Annotated in this window: 16 protein-coding genes and 1 pseudogene; 6 read left to right on the top strand and 11 right to left on the bottom strand. The window is 47.0% G+C overall.

All coding sequences use genetic code 11. The features are described 5' to 3' along the window. Nucleotides 1-29: 29 nt before the first annotated feature. Nucleotides 30-830, bottom strand: a complete 801-nt coding sequence (gene ampD, locus ICV90_RS01145) for a 1,6-anhydro-N-acetylmuramyl-L-alanine amidase AmpD (protein ID WP_256441487.1) — start codon at nucleotides 828-830, stop codon at nucleotides 30-32. A 21-nt stretch (nucleotides 831-851) separates the two neighbouring features. Continuing rightward, nucleotides 852-1,700, bottom strand: coding sequence for an inner membrane protein YpjD (locus ICV90_RS01140; protein ID WP_215358959.1), 849 nt, complete (start codon nucleotides 1,698-1,700; stop codon nucleotides 852-854). A 20-nt stretch (nucleotides 1,701-1,720) separates the two neighbouring features. Between ICV90_RS01140 and ffh the strand changes: the two genes are divergently transcribed. Next, a complete protein-coding gene (gene ffh, locus ICV90_RS01135) occupies nucleotides 1,721-3,103 on the top strand; it encodes a signal recognition particle protein (protein WP_215358956.1) in 1,383 nt (460 codons plus the stop codon). Here the strand turns inward: ffh and ICV90_RS01130 are convergent, their stop codons facing one another. Then, nucleotides 3,104-4,846 (bottom strand): proline--tRNA ligase, encoded by a 1,743-nt coding sequence (locus tag ICV90_RS01130; protein ID WP_215358954.1) that lies wholly within the window; start codon nucleotides 4,844-4,846, stop codon nucleotides 3,104-3,106. Nucleotides 4,847-4,894: 48 nt separating this feature from the next. On the opposite strand from ICV90_RS01130, the gene ICV90_RS01125 reads away from it, so the two are divergent. Both ICV90_RS01125 and ICV90_RS01120 read left to right on the top strand, forming a co-directional pair. Then, nucleotides 4,895-5,494: an RNA pyrophosphohydrolase gene (locus ICV90_RS01125; RefSeq protein ID WP_215358953.1), complete on the top strand. Its 600-nt coding sequence runs from the start codon at nucleotides 4,895-4,897 to the stop codon at nucleotides 5,492-5,494. Beyond that, nucleotides 5,491-6,054, top strand: a complete 564-nt coding sequence (locus ICV90_RS01120) for a CNP1-like family protein (RefSeq protein ID WP_215358951.1) — start codon at nucleotides 5,491-5,493, stop codon at nucleotides 6,052-6,054. Before ICV90_RS01125 ends, ICV90_RS01120 begins: the two co-directional genes overlap by 4 nt. Before the next feature lie 32 nt (nucleotides 6,055-6,086). Here the strand turns inward: ICV90_RS01120 and proB are convergent. The 4 genes and pseudogenes from proB to rplU all read right to left on the bottom strand — a co-directional run. Continuing rightward, nucleotides 6,087-6,863, bottom strand: a pseudogene (proB, locus tag ICV90_RS01115) (glutamate 5-kinase); the annotation flags it as partial. Nucleotides 6,864-6,884: 21 nt separating this feature from the next. Beyond that, nucleotides 6,885-7,973 (bottom strand): GTPase ObgE, encoded by a 1,089-nt coding sequence (gene obgE / locus ICV90_RS01110; RefSeq protein ID WP_215358947.1) that lies wholly within the window; start codon nucleotides 7,971-7,973, stop codon nucleotides 6,885-6,887. An 88-nt stretch (nucleotides 7,974-8,061) separates the two neighbouring features. Then, on the bottom strand, nucleotides 8,062-8,322 hold the full coding sequence (gene rpmA, locus ICV90_RS01105) for a 50S ribosomal protein L27 (protein ID WP_011902041.1): 261 nt from the start codon (nucleotides 8,320-8,322) through the stop codon (nucleotides 8,062-8,064). Nucleotides 8,323-8,341: 19 nt separating this feature from the next. Further along, nucleotides 8,342-8,653: a 50S ribosomal protein L21 gene (gene rplU, locus ICV90_RS01100; RefSeq protein ID WP_011902040.1), complete on the bottom strand. Its 312-nt coding sequence runs from the start codon at nucleotides 8,651-8,653 to the stop codon at nucleotides 8,342-8,344. A gap of 75 nt (nucleotides 8,654-8,728) precedes the next feature. On the opposite strand from rplU, the gene ICV90_RS01095 reads away from it, so the two are divergent. Continuing rightward, the gene (locus tag ICV90_RS01095; RefSeq protein WP_215358945.1) at nucleotides 8,729-9,733 is read left to right on the top strand and encodes a polyprenyl synthetase family protein; all 1,005 of its coding nucleotides are present in this window, start codon (nucleotides 8,729-8,731) and stop codon (nucleotides 9,731-9,733) included. Here ICV90_RS01095 and ICV90_RS01090 read toward each other — a convergent pair. Beyond that, entirely contained in the window at nucleotides 9,730-10,665 is a 936-nt protein-coding gene (locus tag ICV90_RS01090) for a reductase (RefSeq protein ID WP_215358943.1), read from the bottom strand. The genes ICV90_RS01095 and ICV90_RS01090 overlap by 4 nt on opposite strands. A gap of 56 nt (nucleotides 10,666-10,721) precedes the next feature. On the opposite strand from ICV90_RS01090, the gene ICV90_RS01085 reads away from it, so the two are divergent. Further along, nucleotides 10,722-11,489: a fumarylacetoacetate hydrolase family protein gene (locus tag ICV90_RS01085; protein WP_215358941.1), complete on the top strand. Its 768-nt coding sequence runs from the start codon at nucleotides 10,722-10,724 to the stop codon at nucleotides 11,487-11,489. 85 nt (nucleotides 11,490-11,574) lie between these two features. Here ICV90_RS01085 and ICV90_RS01080 read toward each other — a convergent pair whose 3' ends face one another. Then, nucleotides 11,575-12,594: a 2-dehydropantoate 2-reductase gene (locus ICV90_RS01080; RefSeq protein ID WP_215358939.1), complete on the bottom strand. Its 1,020-nt coding sequence runs from the start codon at nucleotides 12,592-12,594 to the stop codon at nucleotides 11,575-11,577. A 105-nt stretch (nucleotides 12,595-12,699) separates the two neighbouring features. Continuing rightward, the gene (locus tag ICV90_RS01075) at nucleotides 12,700-14,115 is read right to left on the bottom strand and encodes a sodium:solute symporter family protein (RefSeq protein WP_215358937.1); all 1,416 of its coding nucleotides are present in this window, start codon (nucleotides 14,113-14,115) and stop codon (nucleotides 12,700-12,702) included. Between the two features lie 145 nt (nucleotides 14,116-14,260). On the opposite strand from ICV90_RS01075, the gene ICV90_RS01070 reads away from it, so the two are divergent. Next, nucleotides 14,261-15,208, top strand: a complete 948-nt coding sequence (locus ICV90_RS01070; RefSeq protein ID WP_251367757.1) for a squalene/phytoene synthase family protein — start codon at nucleotides 14,261-14,263, stop codon at nucleotides 15,206-15,208. A gap of 6 nt (nucleotides 15,209-15,214) precedes the next feature. On the opposite strand, the gene ICV90_RS01065 is transcribed toward ICV90_RS01070, so the two are convergent. Continuing rightward, nucleotides 15,215-15,619, bottom strand: a complete 405-nt coding sequence (locus ICV90_RS01065; RefSeq protein WP_251367756.1) for a methylated-DNA--[protein]-cysteine S-methyltransferase — start codon at nucleotides 15,617-15,619, stop codon at nucleotides 15,215-15,217. Between the last annotated feature and the right edge of the window lie 225 nt (nucleotides 15,620-15,844).

The following is a 15,844-nucleotide window of genomic DNA, read 5'->3' as shown; positions in this document are numbered from 1 at the left end:
TAAGCGCACGCTCACATACAAAAGGAAGACTATCGAGGGCTTAGACCAAAAGGTAGTCGTTCAGGAAGAATGCCTGTCTCTTTTTGGAACTTTTTCCAGTCAAAATACATTCCAGGATCCGTTTTGCGATCAGGCGCAATGTCGCTGTGTCCTGCAAATTGCAAATGAGGATATGTGACTGCCAATTTCTGAATGAGATTTACCAAGACTTGATACTGAGCATCTTCAAATGGCGAATCTCCATCCCCCTCCATCTCAATACCAATCGAAAAGTCATTGCACTTTTCTCTACCAAAAAATGATGAAACACCAGCGTGCCAAGCCTTGTTCTGTGTAGAGACAAACTGAATTAAATCTCCAGAGCGGGCAATCAAGAAATGGCTGGATACCTTTTGGTCTGCAATCTCCGCAAAATAAGGATGCGCATTTGGGTCCAGCTTGTTTTGGAAAAAATCAACAATATGCTGACTAGACGATTGATTTTTGAAATCGCCTGGCGGAAGACTAATGTGATGAATCACAACTAAATCAGGAATAACATTTTCTGGTCTAGCGTCTTGGTTAGGTGACATTCTCCATTGCGCATCACCAACCCACCCCTTCGAATCGAGAGCATGAAGATGTGCTTTTGAGCAATAAAAACGGTCATCGCAAGTAAAGGCTTCTGACTGAGGAAGGTGCACTTTGCAGGATTGGCATTGCACCATTACCTCAGGTGCAGTAGGCCTCTCAGGCTTATTTTTATTGGGTTTAGGAGAATTTTCTGCGTTGAACTGTGCTTGCTTCTTACCCTTAATCCAAAGGTAAACAAGGCTGGCACCCGCAAACAATAGAAGCCACTTAAACAATGGTTAAGCTCTCTGAAGAATCACTTCAACTACAAAACGACTGCCGACATATGCAAGCAACAAAGCGGTATAGGCACTTAATACCCAACGAATAGCTGCTCTGCCACGCAGCCCCACTCGCCAACGCGCTATCAAAAGACCGGCAAACAAAAACCAGGAGACCAAAGCAAAAATGGTTTTGTGGTCAAACATTAAAGGTTTGCCAAACAGGGTTTGCGAAAAGAGTAGGCCTGAGAAGACTGTCAAACTCAAAAGCGCAAAACCAACATAAAGCAAATTGAACAAAAGACTCTCCATCGTCATGAGCGGAGGTAGATCCTCCAACCAATGAGCAAGGCGGCCATTAGGAATGATTGCCAACTGACGATGCAACGCGCGATCTTGAACACTCATGAGCATGGCATGCATCGCCGCCAGACTCAGCAAGCCCACTGAGACAGTAGCCACCACGAAGTGCCCCTTAAACCAAGGATCCGAAACCGCTTTAGGTGAAATCAAGGTTCCTGGAAAAACAGTCGGCAGAAATGCGCAAATGAGCGCAAACATTAAGGCCATCCAACGTAAGCTCGAGATAGGCAAAAACCAAGACTGGAACCAATAAAAGGCTAGGCCAACCCAAGCAATCAAGGATAAATCTTGCGCAAACCCAAATACAAAGCCTTGGGGAGTGAAAACTGAGTCATGCAATTGCACCCCATGAATCACCAAAATCACAAAAATAGCAGCCTGCACCAGAGCGCTGGAGAGCCTAGACTCCACGCCGCTCTTGGCTTTGAAGCTCAAAACCAGCAAAAGCGCTAAATAAAGTGCGGAAGGGAGCCATCCGTAACTTGAGTAACCTAAAATATCCATCTGGAAAGTCTAATCGATAAATGCTAGAAAACCTCACCGACCGTCTATCACGCGTTGTTAAAACAATGCGGGGGCAGGCCCGCCTCACCGAAGCCAATACCGCAGAAATGCTGCGGGAAATCCGCTTGGCCCTATTGGAAGCTGACGTAGCGCTGCCGGTAGTCAAGTCTTTGCTGGAACAAATTAAATTTAAAGCCCTTGGCGAGGAAGTGGTTGGAAGCCTTAGTCCTGGACAAGCCCTGGTTGGCGTAGTTCAACGTGAGCTCGCCCAAGTCATGACGGGCGATACCAATCAAAGTGGCGAACTCAATCTAGCAACCCAGCCTCCTGCAGTGATCTTGATGGCGGGCTTACAGGGTGCGGGTAAAACGACATCTGTCGGCAAACTCGCTAAGTGGCTACAAGAGAAAAAGAAAAAGAAAGTTCTGACTGTTTCTTGTGACGTTTATCGTCCCGCTGCGATTGAGCAATTAGAAACTGTTACTAAGCAGGTTGGCGCTGAGTTTTTCCCGAGCAATATTAGTCAAAAACCAAATGACATCGCTGTAGCCGCCCTAGATTGGGCGCGCCGCCATTACTTTGATGTGGTGATTGTGGATACCGCAGGACGTCTTGGCATTGATGAAGCACTCATGCAAGAAATCAAGACCTTGCATGCCAGTCTCAATCCAATCGAAACCTTATTCGTAGTTGACGCCATGCTGGGACAAGATGCTGTCAATACCGCCAAAGCCTTCCACGACGCCCTGCCACTAACTGGTGTGATCCTCACCAAGCTGGATGGCGACTCTCGCGGCGGTGCGGCCCTCTCAGTACGTCAAGTAACTGGTGTACCGCTCAAATTTATCGGCGTTGCCGAGAAGATGGATGGTCTAGAGGTATTTGATGCCGAACGCATGGCCAACCGTATCTTGGGCATGGGCGATATTCTGGCTCTGGTTGAGCAGGCTCAACAACACGTTGATGTCGCCAAAGCAGAAAAATTAGCCAGCAAGATTTCTAAAGGCGGGTTTGATCTAGAAGACTTTCGAGATCAACTCATGCAAATGCAAAAGATGGGTGGCATGGCTAGCCTGATGGACAAGTTGCCTAGCCAAATGGCACAAGCTGCCTCAAAAGCAAATCTCAGTAATGCAGATAAACAAACTACGCGTATGCGCGGCATTATTGATAGCATGACTCCTCGCGAGCGCAGAAAGCCTGAATTACTTAAAGCCAGTCGCAAGCGTCGCATTGCTGCCGGCTCCGGCGTAGAAGTTCAAGAGGTCAATCGCCTGCTAGCTCAGTTCGAGCAAATGCAAACCATGATGAAGCAATTCAAGGGTGGAAAAATGGCGCGCACCATGGCAAGCATGGCTGCAAAAGGAGCCGCCAAGGGTATTGGCGGGCTCTTTAAAAAATAATTAATTAACTAAGGTCTTTGCTGCCTGAACTGCAGCAATCACTTTTGCTTTGATGTCATTTAGCGGGATGTTCTGAGACTCGGTATCAGTGCGACCCTTAAATTCCACTTGAGAATCTGCCAAGCCGCGATCACCAATCACTACACGGAATGGTGCTCCGATCAGTTCCCAGTCAGCAAACATCGCGCCTGGGCGCTCATTGCGATCATCCAGAATCACATCAATTCCAGCCGCTAATAGCTCGTCATGCAACTGATCGCATGCGGCTTTAACTGCTTCTGATTTCTCGTAACCCATTGGGCAAATGACCACCTCGAACGGCGCCATTGAGATTGGCCAGATAATGCCTTTCTCGTCATGACCCTGCTCAATGGCAGCACCAAGCAAACGAGTAACACCAATCCCGTAACAACCCATTACCATTGGCTGAGCTTTGCCCTGTTGATCTAAGTAAGTGCAACCCATTGCTTCCGAATAACGAGTGCCCAATTGAAATACGTGCCCGACTTCAATACCGCGGCAAATATCCACAACCCCTTTGCCATCTGGCGAAGGGTCACCGATCACCGCATTACGAATATCCAGCACCAAAGGCTCAGGCAAATCACGACCCCAATTCACACCAGTCAAGTGATGACCAGCTTCATTGGCGCCACAAACAAAGTCAGCCATATTGGCAACGGTGCGATCAGCAACAACCGTCACATCAGCGCTGACTCCAACAGGACCTAAATAACCTGCTGGCGCATTACAAGCTTGTTTGATTTCTGCCTCAGTAGCAAAGCGTGATTCCGCCATACCTGGAATTTTGCTTGCCTTGACTTCGTTAAGCTCATGGTCACCGCGCACCAACAACATAAAGAGTTTTGCTGGCCCTTCATCTTGATCAGCAGCAAACAGCAAAGACTTTACGGTGCTTTCAAGAGGAATATTTAAGAACTTAGCCACATCAGCACAGTTCGTCTTATCGGGCGTTGGCACCTTGGTCATCGCAGCAGATGCAGCAGCACGAGCAGCAATCAAAGCCAATGATTCGGCAGCTTCTAAATTTGCTGCGTAATCAGAACTAGGGCAATACACAATCGCATCTTCACCAGTATCAGCAATCACGTGGAACTCTTGACTGCCAGAACCACCAATCGCTCCATTGTCTGCGGTTACAGCACGGAACTGAAGGCCCATACGCTTAAAGATACGGGTATAAGCATCAAACATGATTTGATAGGATTTCTTGAGACCCTCAACATCGCGATCAAATGAGTAAGCATCTTTCATGCTGAATTCGCGACCACGCATGATGCCGAAACGTGGGCGACGCTCATCACGGAACTTGGTTTGAATTTGATAAAAATTGATTGGTAGTTGTTTGTAACTCTTCACTTCATTGCGAGCCAAATCAGTAATGACCTCTTCAGAAGTTGGTTGAATCAAAAAATCGCGATCATGGCGATCTTTGATACGCAGCAACTCTGGCCCCATCTTTTCCCAACGACCAGTCTCTTGCCACAATTCAGCAGGCTGAATCATTGGCATTAGCAATTCAATTGCGCCAGCACGATTCATTTCCTCGCGAATGATGTTTTCCACCTTGCGGATCACTTTCAAACCCAGCGGCAAATAGTTGTAAATGCCTGCGCTGAGCTTACGAATTAAACCTGCACGCACCATAAGTTTGTGCGAAACCACCTCAGCGTCGGAGGGGGCTTCTTTTAGCGTGGCGAGAAATGATTGTGAGGCTTTCATGTATGGATATAATCAAATCGTTGATTTTAAAGGATTTGAGGCACGATCATGCTTGACCGTGAAGGGTATCGCCCGAATGTCGGCATTGTCCTCCTCAACAGCCGTAACGAGGTTTTCTGGGGAAAACGCGTTGGGCAGCATTCGTGGCAGTTCCCGCAGGGCGGGATTCAGCATGGTGAAAGCCCTGAACAGGCTATGTACCGCGAATTGCAAGAGGAGGTTGGCTTACTGCCGGAGCATGTCCAAATTATTGGACGCACCAGGGATTGGCTTCGCTACGACGTCCCTGAGGAATACTTGCGCCGTCAACATGCCACTAGGGTCCACAGGGCTGCGTATCGCGGACAAAAACAAATTTGGTTTCTCTTGCGTCTAGTGGGCCTAGATAGCGATATCCAACTACGCGCTTCTGAACATCCTGAATTCGATGCTTGGCGCTGGGTACCATTCTGGATTCAGCTAGACGCCGTCATTGGCTTTAAACGTGAAGTTTATCAACTTGCGCTTTCAGAATTAGCGCGTTTCCTATCCCGCGGCGTACGCATGCAGCAGCTTGCCTGGGGATCTCCTCTTGATTTAATTCAGTCTTTTTACGGTGGTACTCACGAACACCCGAAAGATGGCAACCCAAACGACCAATCCACATGACCACTTCCCTAAAGCGCCTTTACCTCTCGTGCTGCACCGCAATCCTCGGCCTAGCATTATCTGCATGCGGTGGAGATGCGCTCATTAGTGGCGTAGATCCTTTTGCACCCATGGTGTTTAAAGAAGGGACAACTGCTATGCCCCTGAACCCCCCAAACCAATCTACCCTGTTACCCTTTTACGTTTCTCAACGCACCATCTTTAAATTTGCCGTGGATACCGATTCGATATTGATTGGCGCAGATGGCATCACACGATATATCGTTGTTATTAGCAGCCCAAGCGGAAGCCAACAAACTCAATACGAAGGTATTCGCTGTGATTCATTTCAGTGGCGTCTCTATGGCACCCTAGAGAGCGGTGTTTGGAAAGAAAATCCTTTGGGTAGTTGGAAAAATATTCAAAGCGATATACCCAATCGCTATCAGGCCTCATTAGCTCAAGGCGCTTTTTGCAACTTCAACTCTCAAGAAAAGAACATCAAAACCATTTTGCATTCTCTCAACCCCAATGGCTTTATTGGCGGGCAAAAGCCAACCAATTCAATCGGTATTCAATAAAAAGTTGCGGTCTACGCACTTGGCGCTTAGTTGGCGCTCAAGTAGGTGCCTATTTTCTCGCCCGCCATTAAGCGAGTAAGCACATGGGGTTCGCGCCCAGAGGCAATCACTGTTGCCGCACCGGTTTGCACGGCAATCTTTGCTGCTAGCACCTTAGTCAACATGCCGCCCTTACTGAGCTCACTAGCAGCACCGCCTGCCATTTTTTCTAAAGCAGGATCTCCCGCAATAGCATCCACAAGCAAGGTGGCATTTGGATTTTGACGTGGATCCGCAGTAAATAGGCCGCCTTGATCAGTCAAAATCACCAAAAGATCCGCATGAATTAAATTGGTTACTAAAGCAGCAAGGCTATCGTTATCGCCGAATTTAATTTCATCGGTTACTACAGTGTCATTCTCATTGATGATGGGAACTACACCCAACTTCAACAAAGTATTGAGGGTAGCTCTAGCATTAGCATTACGTTCAGCGTCAGCCAAGTCTGCATTGGTTAATAAGACCTGAGCACTGCGGAGATTAAAGCGTGCAAAACAGCTTTCATAAACCTGAACTAAACCCATTTGACCAACTGCCGCAGCGGCTTGAAGTTGGTGAATTTCTTGCGGGCGCTTAGTCCAACCCAGGCGCTGCATACCTTCAGCAATAGCACCTGAGCTCACCATTAATACCTCATGACCAGCTTTTAATAGCCCAGCCATTTGCTCAGCCCACATCGCAATCGCAGCATGATCTAAGCCTTCACCATTATTAGTAACTAGGCTAGATCCTACTTTGACAACAATCCGTTGAGTTTTTTTAGCGTTCATAGCAAAGGGCAAATGAAATATTTAATCTGGTTTTTTATCTTCTAGCTGATCTTGATAACGTGGATCTTGAGCGCGCTCATCAGCATCATCTCGGTCACGACGTACAGAATCCAAATAATCCTGCAAAGAATAGCAAAGCTTGTCGCACCCTAGGCCTGTTAAGGCTGAGATCTCAAAGACTGGGCCCTTCCACTTGAAGCGCTTTATAAAGTCCGCAACTACTTGCTTGCGATCTTCTTCGGGAATCATGTCTACTTTATTCAAGACTAGCCAACGCGGCTTCTCAACCAAAGCTTCATCATACTTACGCAATTCATTCACAATCGCTACAGCATCTGCCACTGGATCAATATTCGCATCAAATGGAGCAATATCGACCAAATGCAGCAATACACCTGTACGCTGCAAATGGCGCAAGAAGCGATGACCCAGACCGGCGCCTTCAGCCGCACCTTCGATCAAACCAGGAATATCGGCAATCACAAAACTGCGCTCAGCTCCCACACGCACTACACCCAAATTTGGATGCAAAGTGGTAAATGGATAATCCGCAATCTTTGGACGCGCATTCGAAACTGCAGTAATCAGGGTAGATTTACCCGCATTAGGCATACCCAATAAACCGACGTCAGCCAATACTTTTAATTCAAGCTTGAGCTTACGACGTTCACCTTCCTTGCCATTTGTTTTTTGGCGTGGCGCTCTATTCGTACTGCTCTTAAAGTGAATATTGCCCCAACCACCAACACCGCCCTGCGCCAAACATAGGCGCTCACCATGAGTAGTTAAGTCAGCAATGGGTTCACCAGTTTCATAGTCGGCAATGATTGTGCCAACCGGCATCCGTAACTCGATATCGTCACCAGCGCGGCCATAGCAATCGGCGCCACGACCAGGCTCACCATTTTTTGCAGTGTGTGTTTTTGCGTAGCGGTAATCAATCAGGGTATTGATGTTGCGATCGGCTATTGCCCAAACGCTACCGCCTTTGCCGCCGTCTCCACCATCAGGACCGCCAAATTCAATGAACTTTTCGCGGCGCATAGAGGCGCTCCCGGCACCACCCTGCCCGGCAATCACTTCGATACGTGCTTCGTCTATAAATTTCATGAATAAAAAAGGCCTCGCTTAGCGAGGCCTGTTCCTAAGAGTTAAATTCGGAATAAATCTGAATCAAACGTGTCTCAGTCAGGCTACCTTATGAACGAGGCAAGACTGAAACTTGGGCCTTCTTCAAAGCACCCTTAACGCCGAATTCCACTTGTCCGTCAATCAAGGCGAACAAAGTGTGATCCTTACCAATACCAACGTTAGCACCTGGATGAACACGTGTGCCACGTTGACGAATGATGATGCTGCCAGCATTAATATGCTCGCCGCCAAATACCTTAACGCCTAAACGTTTCGATTCTGAGTCGCGGCCATTTCGTGTTGAGCCGCCGCCTTTTTTCTGTGCCATATCTTTCTCCTACCCTGAATTAGGCTTTAATCGTGTTGATCAAAATTTCAGTGAAATTCTGACGATGGCCTTGGTGCTTTTGATAATGCTTGCGACGGCGCATCTTAAAGATTGTCACTTTATCGTGACGTCCCTGGGAGACGACAGTGGCCATCACAGCTGCACCATTAACCAATGGATCACCCAACTTCAGTGAAGCGCCTTCGCCAACGGCGAGGACTTGGTCAAGAGTGATTTCGCTGCCGATTTCCGCTGGTATCTGTTCTATTTTCAATTTTTCGCCTGCAGCAACTTTATATTGTTTGCCACCGGTTTTTATGACCGCGTACATGGTTTGAAACCTCAATTAATATCTACATTTAAGCTAATCCACCCTGGACCAGCTAAGCCCATTATTATATCTTGCATGACGAGCACTGTCAAAACCAATGACTTAAGCCAAATTCTGGCCCCAATTACCTTAGATTTCAAGGCTTTAGATGAGGTTATTCGTCAGCGTTTAGCCTCAAAAGTCGCTTTAATTGACCAAATCTCGACCTATATCATCCAGGCCGGGGGTAAACGGGTCAGACCCGCCCTACTGATGCTGGTGGCCAAAGCCCTAGCCAATGGCAAAGAAACGCCCCACACCCTGGAAATGTCAGCCGTAGTCGAATTCATCCACACCGCCACCCTGCTTCATGATGATGTGGTCGATGAATCTACCCTCAGGAGGGGGCGCGAGACTGCCAATGCGGCTTTTGGCAATGCGGCCAGCGTTCTAGTGGGCGACTTCTTGTATTCCAGAGCCTTTCAAATGATGGTCGGCCCAAATGACCTTCGAGTCATGCAAATTCTGTCAGACGCAACCAATACGATTGCCGAAGGCGAAGTTTTGCAACTGCTCAATATGAATGACCCAGAAGTAGACGAAGCGAGCTATTTGCAGGTCATTCGTTACAAGACAGCGAAGCTCTTTGAGGCTTCTACTGAGCTTGGCGCCATCCTGGCTAATGCCACCAATGCACAACGCGAACAAGCCGCTGCATTTGGACGTCATATCGGTACCGCTTTTCAGTTGATGGATGACTTGCTGGACTACACTGCCAACGCTGCACAGATGGGAAAAAATGCTGGTGATGATTTACGGGAAGGCAAACCTACGCTCCCACTAATTTATTTACTAGAAAATGGTAGTAACGAAGAGCGTCTTTTAGTGCGCGCAGCAATCGAGCAAAACCAAGATTTACCAGACGATGTGTTTGCACAAATCCTTGCTGCCGTCCAAAATTCTGGCGCCCTGGATTACACCCAAGCAGCAGCAAAACGTGAGGCAGACCTCGCCTTGGCTTGCCTCAAAGACTTCCCGGCAAACGAAGCCAGCGCAGCGCTAGAGGCTCTATGCGCCTACTCTCTAACGAGACAAACTTAAGCTCCTAAAGTATTGACTCGGAGCTCACGTGCAGTAATTCGTACTTGCTCTGCCTCTTCACGTAAGCGTGCAATTTCTTGCGGTGATAACTGATCTAGATTGGAATAATCTAATTTCCACGATGGATCTTCTGACCATACCAATGGAGATTGAACTGTTGTGCGGGCTGCAGGAGCCGATTCCAGAAGCCGCAAGGCCAGCTCAAAATTCAAATCCTGAGAAGGCACATCATTTGGTTTTGCAGCCGCATTACCCAATGGCAAATCACTAAATAAAAGTCGTGGCACTCCGCAATACTCAACAATATCTTTAGCGGCGCCCATCACGACTATTGAAATTCCTGCGGCCTCTAAATAACGCGCCAATAAACTTTGACTCTGATGGCATATCGGACAGTTTGGAATTAATACCACTACATCCACACCATCAGTTTTCAGCATCTCTAAAATACGAGGCGCGTCCATCTCCAATGTGTGACGCTGACTCCGATTAGTAGGCAAGCCATAGAAGTTTGCTGAAAGCCCACCTATTCTGTCAGCTGCAAGCGCTCGTTTAGCGGCGTCCAGCGGGAACCAACAATGGATATCTTCCATATTGGCATTCTTGCGATCAACCCCCACATGGGCAATTCGTAAATCGATACTTCCTGCGCTCAACTGTTGATAGGGCTGATAAAACTTGGCTGCAGCATTGTAAGGAGCGCCCTGGCCTTGAGGTCCTTTACTGGGGTCATGAGGAACGGCGGTAGTAATGAGACCCAAGACAGATTGCGCAAGTGGCTTTTTCAGCGGAGTAAATGGCACATCAACATAGTGAGCCCATACATACGGATTCTCATAGCCCAAACCCAAGTAGTAGCTGCGAGTGCGATCCATGTAGCGAATCGGCTGATCCTGTTCTGGTGCAAATATGAGCTCAGAAGTCTTAGACATCAATCCATCCCTGTAAGATATTGCATATCAAATATTTAACCTCATAGGAACTCATTATGGCTCAGTGGCTTAGATTTCAACATCAAGGAAAAAGTAGTTTGGGACAAGTACAGGGCGACCAAATCGCAGTGTATGAGGGTGATTTATTTCAGGGACCCAAAGCCACCGGTGAAACCCTCAAGCTTGCTGATGTAACGATTGATATCCCATGTACTCCCTCCAAGATGGTTGCCATGGTCGATAACTTCCATGCACTGGTAACGAAGCTTGAGCATGCCGTACCGGCAGAGCCTTTGTACTTTCTCAAGGGAAATAACTCCTTCTTAGCAGCCAAGCAAGTGATTCGCACACCGAAGTCTTACGCCGGAAAAGTAGTTTACGAAGGAGAGCTGGGTATTGTGATTGGCAAGCGCTGTCATGAGGTCGATGAGGCGGAAGCAGCTAAAGCCATCTTTGGCTATACCTGCATCAATGATGTCACCGCGATTGAAATCCTGAACCGCGATCCTGGTTATGCACAGTGGACTCGCTCTAAGAGTTTCAATACCTTTGGCGTATTCGGCCCTTACATTACTACCGATGTCGATCCGAGTAAGCTAACGATCAAAACCATTCTCAATGATCAAGAGCGTCAAAATTATCCAATTACAGATATGATTTTTTCGCCCGCAAAATTGGTGAGCTTAATTTCTCAAGATGTACCACTCGAGGCTGGAGACATCATTGCTTGCGGTACTTCCGTTGGTGTTGGTTCCATGAAGCCTGGCAGCAATGTCAGCATTATTATTGATGGCGTTGGCCAACTAGATAATCACTTCGAGTAATACTTCGAATAACTTCTAGTGCTAAAACAAAAACCCTTGCTATGTTCAGTAGCAAGGGTTTTTTATTTGGAAAAACTTTACTTTTTTAGTAGCCCGATACCGATGGCAATGCCAAGCTTCCTTTAGAAGCCTGGACGTTTTCATCCAAGTATTTGGTCAAAGCAAATACAGTATTTAAACAAGGTGTTGGAGTCTGGGTGATCTTGCCCAGCTCTATCACTGATCCTAACAAAGCATCAATCTCTAAGCTCCGGCCAGCCTCCAAATCTTGCAACATCGAGGTTTTGTGCTTTCCGACTTTTTCAGCACCAGCAATACGACGTTCAATATCCACGCGGAATGTAACGCCTAGCTTCTCGGCAATGGTCTGAGCTTCAGCCATCATGTTGCGAGCCAACTCTTTGGTCAATGGATATTGGCAAATACCTTCCAAGGTGCCATGTGTCAGCGAGCTAATTGGATTGAAAGTCATATTGCCCCAAAGCTTGAGCCAAATTTCGGAGCGGATGTCATCCAAAATAGGAGACTTGAATCCAGCCGCGCCCATCATCTCGGATATTTTCTGAATGCGCTCCGTAGTCTTGCCATCCAACTCACCCAATGGGAAACGATTACCTTCAACGTGACGAATCACGCCAGGAGCTTGAGTGAAGGTTGCTGGATAGACAACGCAACCAATAATGTTGTCTGGGTTAATAGCGTTCTTAGCGATACCACCAGCATCTACCGTTTCCACTGAATGATCTTGATACTCGCCACCCAACTTCTGGAAATACCACCAAGGAATTCCGTTCTGCATTGGGATCAAAATAGTTTCGGGGCCCATGATGGCCGCCAAATCATCAATGATCGGCTCCACTTGATGAGCCTTCACCGCGAGAATCACAACATCAGGAGTCTCGGCATCACGAATTTTTTCTACCGCCTTCACTTGCGCAACCAAAGGCTCTGGTTGGTCATCCATAATTAAGGCCAAGCCACGTTCTTTAATTGCAGCCAAAGTGGCGCCACGAGCAACAACTGTTACCTCATTGCCCGCTCGCGCCAACATGACAGCTAAGTAGCCGCCAATAGCGCCACCCCCGCCGATTACACAGATTTTCATAGGAACCCCATAAGAATAAAAAATTTTGTATTACTGTCATATTAGAGGAGAACATTTTGCGGTGCAATATTTTCTTAATTGCATCAATTTTCAGCAAATCTCGCTCTAAACAGCTTTTAATGAGTCTTTCGGTACAAGGCTACCTAAAATCATGCCGGCAATACTGGCAAATAGGCCGGCCAATTGGGGTGGCAAAATGGCATTCGGAGCTAAAGTCTCGCAACTGATCCAGATGGTTAAGCCTCCCACTACAGCCAACAATCCCCCCAAGGAGTTAGCCCTAGGCCAGTACACCCCGAACGCTAGTGGGACAAATGCAGCAACCAGCGTCACTTTATAGGCACTCTCCACCATCTTAAAAATAGAAAGCTCGGAGTTCACCGCAAAGAAAGTGACCACTACTGCAAAACACAAAACCGTAATCCGCATGACTTTTAACAAATCCTGATCAGATAAATGCTTGAAAAAACCTCGCACAATATTCTCAGCAAACGTAACTGATGGCGCTAATAAGGTTGCGCTGGCACAACTCTTAATGGCTGAGAGGAGTGCGCCAAAGAACATCACCTGGGCAATAAGTGGTGCATGGTTAAGGATTAACTTAGGCAAGATCATCTGTGGATCGGTGGTGAGGTATTCCTTGACCAAATCCGGGCTAATCAAGGTTGCTGAGTAAGCTAAATACATCGGTACAAAAGCAAAAATAAAGTAAAGCACGCCGCCTAGCAAAGCTGCTTGAACGGCAATGTTCACATTCTTAGATGAGGTAATTCGTTGAAAGACATCTTGCTGCGGAATAGATCCCAGCATCATGGTGCATAAGGCAGCAACAAAGCCCAAAATCGAAGCCAAATTCATATCCGGCCAGAAGTTACTAAATTGGCCAGCAGCGGCTGCATGCTCAATCACTACCCCAATTCCACCAGTCTGTGAGGTCATCTCACCGCCGATATAGAGCATACCAATCACGATGATGATCATCTGGATGAAGTCTGTAATAGCAACCGACCACATCCCGCCAAAGAGGGTATAGATCAATACGCTAGCAGCACCAATCATCATGCCGCCTGTTTGAGAAATACTTCCTTCAGAGACAACATTAAATACCAACCCTAGAGCTTTAATTTGTGCAGCTACCCAACCCAAGTAAGAAACAACAATACAAAGGGTTACTAAAACCTCAACCGTGCGGCCATACTTCTCGCGAAAAAAATCACCAATAGTAAGCATGCGACGGTTATAAAGATGGCGAGCAAAAAAGAGTCCCACCAAAATTAAACAAAGAGAGGAACCAAAGGGATCTGCAACCACTCCCCCCAAGCCCTCCTTTAGAAAAGTGGCCGGAATCCCTAAAACGGTTTCAGAACCAAACCAGGTCGCAAATACTGTAGCAGTCACAATCGGCAAAGGAAGGCTATGACCAGCTGCAGCAAAGTCAGCAGTATTTTTGACTCGCAGGGCTGCCCACAAGCCAATGCCAACTGAGATAACCCAGTAAATGATGACAAACCAAATTAGCACGCCCGAATACTCCTTGTGAAATTTGATGAAATTATATGGCTATGTCACTTTTGGTAGTTAGTAAAAAGTACCAATTTGGATCGCTCCACTGAGAGCATCGGTCTGACATAATTCAAGAGTGAGAACACCTGAGCAAACCCCGACATTGAGCCCAACTAACGATTTGGCCTACCAAAAGGCCATTCTAGGATCTGTCTCACGTACTTTTGCCCTCACCATCCCACTGCTACCCCCGAGTATCGAGAAGGTCGTTGGCAATACCTATTTGCTGTGTCGCATTATTGACACCATCGAGGATGCCGCAGATTTAAGCACCCAAAGCAAGCAATCTCTTTCGGCGCTATTTTTGGATGCAGTGCTTGAGAAGGCTCCAGTTGAGACATTTGTTGCGCCTTGTCTCAATGCATTAAAAAATTACCGCAATCAAGATGAGTTGGATTTAATTTCTCATACACCCACTGTTCTGCGAATTTTGCATACCTGTTCTACCCAGGATCAAGCAGCCGTCAGTCGTTGCGTTTCTATCATGTCTGAAGGAATGTCCTTTTTCCATGGAAGACAAAACCAGGCTGGCCTTCAAGATCTTGCCGAGTTTGAACAATATTGCTATGTCGTGGCTGGCGTAGTTGGAGAACTACTGACAACCATCTTCAGCAATCATTCGCAGGCTTTTAAAGAAAAAATGGCGGGGCATGAAGATTTGGCAATCGCATTTGGTCAAGCGCTGCAAATGACCAACATTCTCAAAGACTCCCCAGAGGATAAAGCCCGCGGCGTCTCCTGGAAGCCGATCAATGTTAGTCATGAAGCCCTTCTAAAGCTTGCCTATCAAAAGCTCCAAGATTCTCTGAATTACATTCTGTTGATTCCCAAACAGGAATTGGGCATGAGACGTTTTTGCTTTTTGGCTTTTGGCTTAGCGGTAATGACTCTGTCAAAGATTGTAGATCGCAAAGAATTCGACAGTAAAGATGAAGTAAAGCTTTCCAGAAGCACCGTCATGAGTTTCTACAGCTTTACAAAGTGGGCCGTTAAAAGCGATATGGTAATGAAGATCTTTTTTAGCCTTAGCAGTAGATCGCTCGCCAAATAAGTAAGTTTATAGAGCACCTTCATGTCTTAAAAGCCAGAGCTTAATTTGGCGATATAGGCCCGGGGAGTTTTCTTTCATAAAGCCACCAATACCTTGGGCTGATACCACTCGATGACAAGGTGCAATTAAGGGGTAGGGATTGGCTCCGCACGCTGTACCGACTGCACGCGCCCCACTCTGAATCTGCTTGGCTAATTCACCATAGGTTCTTGTCTGGCCGGCGGGTATCTCTTGAATGCTAGCCCACACTCTTCTTTGGTGCTCAGTACCCGCAGGTTTTGTGGGTAAGTCAAATTGCCAATGAGGGTCCTGAAAGTAAGCCTTACACTGTCGCGCAACCTCTTTAGCCAGTTGATTTTGTGGGGCGATTAAAGCTGTATTGGCGGGCAAATAATCCATTCTAGAAAGCATCAGGCTGCCCTCCACCATTTCCGTCGAAATGCCCAGACACCCAAAAGGTGCCGCAATAACACAGTAGTTAGCGCCATTTGAGCTCAAAGGGGTTGGTATGGAAGCCATATCAAGTGATTCTCACATAAATAAACAAGAGGGATGACAGACCTTTATTCCATGGCTATAGCTTGAGAAATGCCACTTTGCTATATTGACTCATCCTTACTTTTTTCAGGCAGACCT

It is taken from the genome of Polynucleobacter sp. JS-JIR-II-b4, from assembly GCF_018687815.1.
Lineage (GTDB): Bacteria > Pseudomonadota > Gammaproteobacteria > Burkholderiales > Burkholderiaceae > Polynucleobacter.
This window is presented reverse-complemented; position numbering and strand designations above follow the sequence as displayed.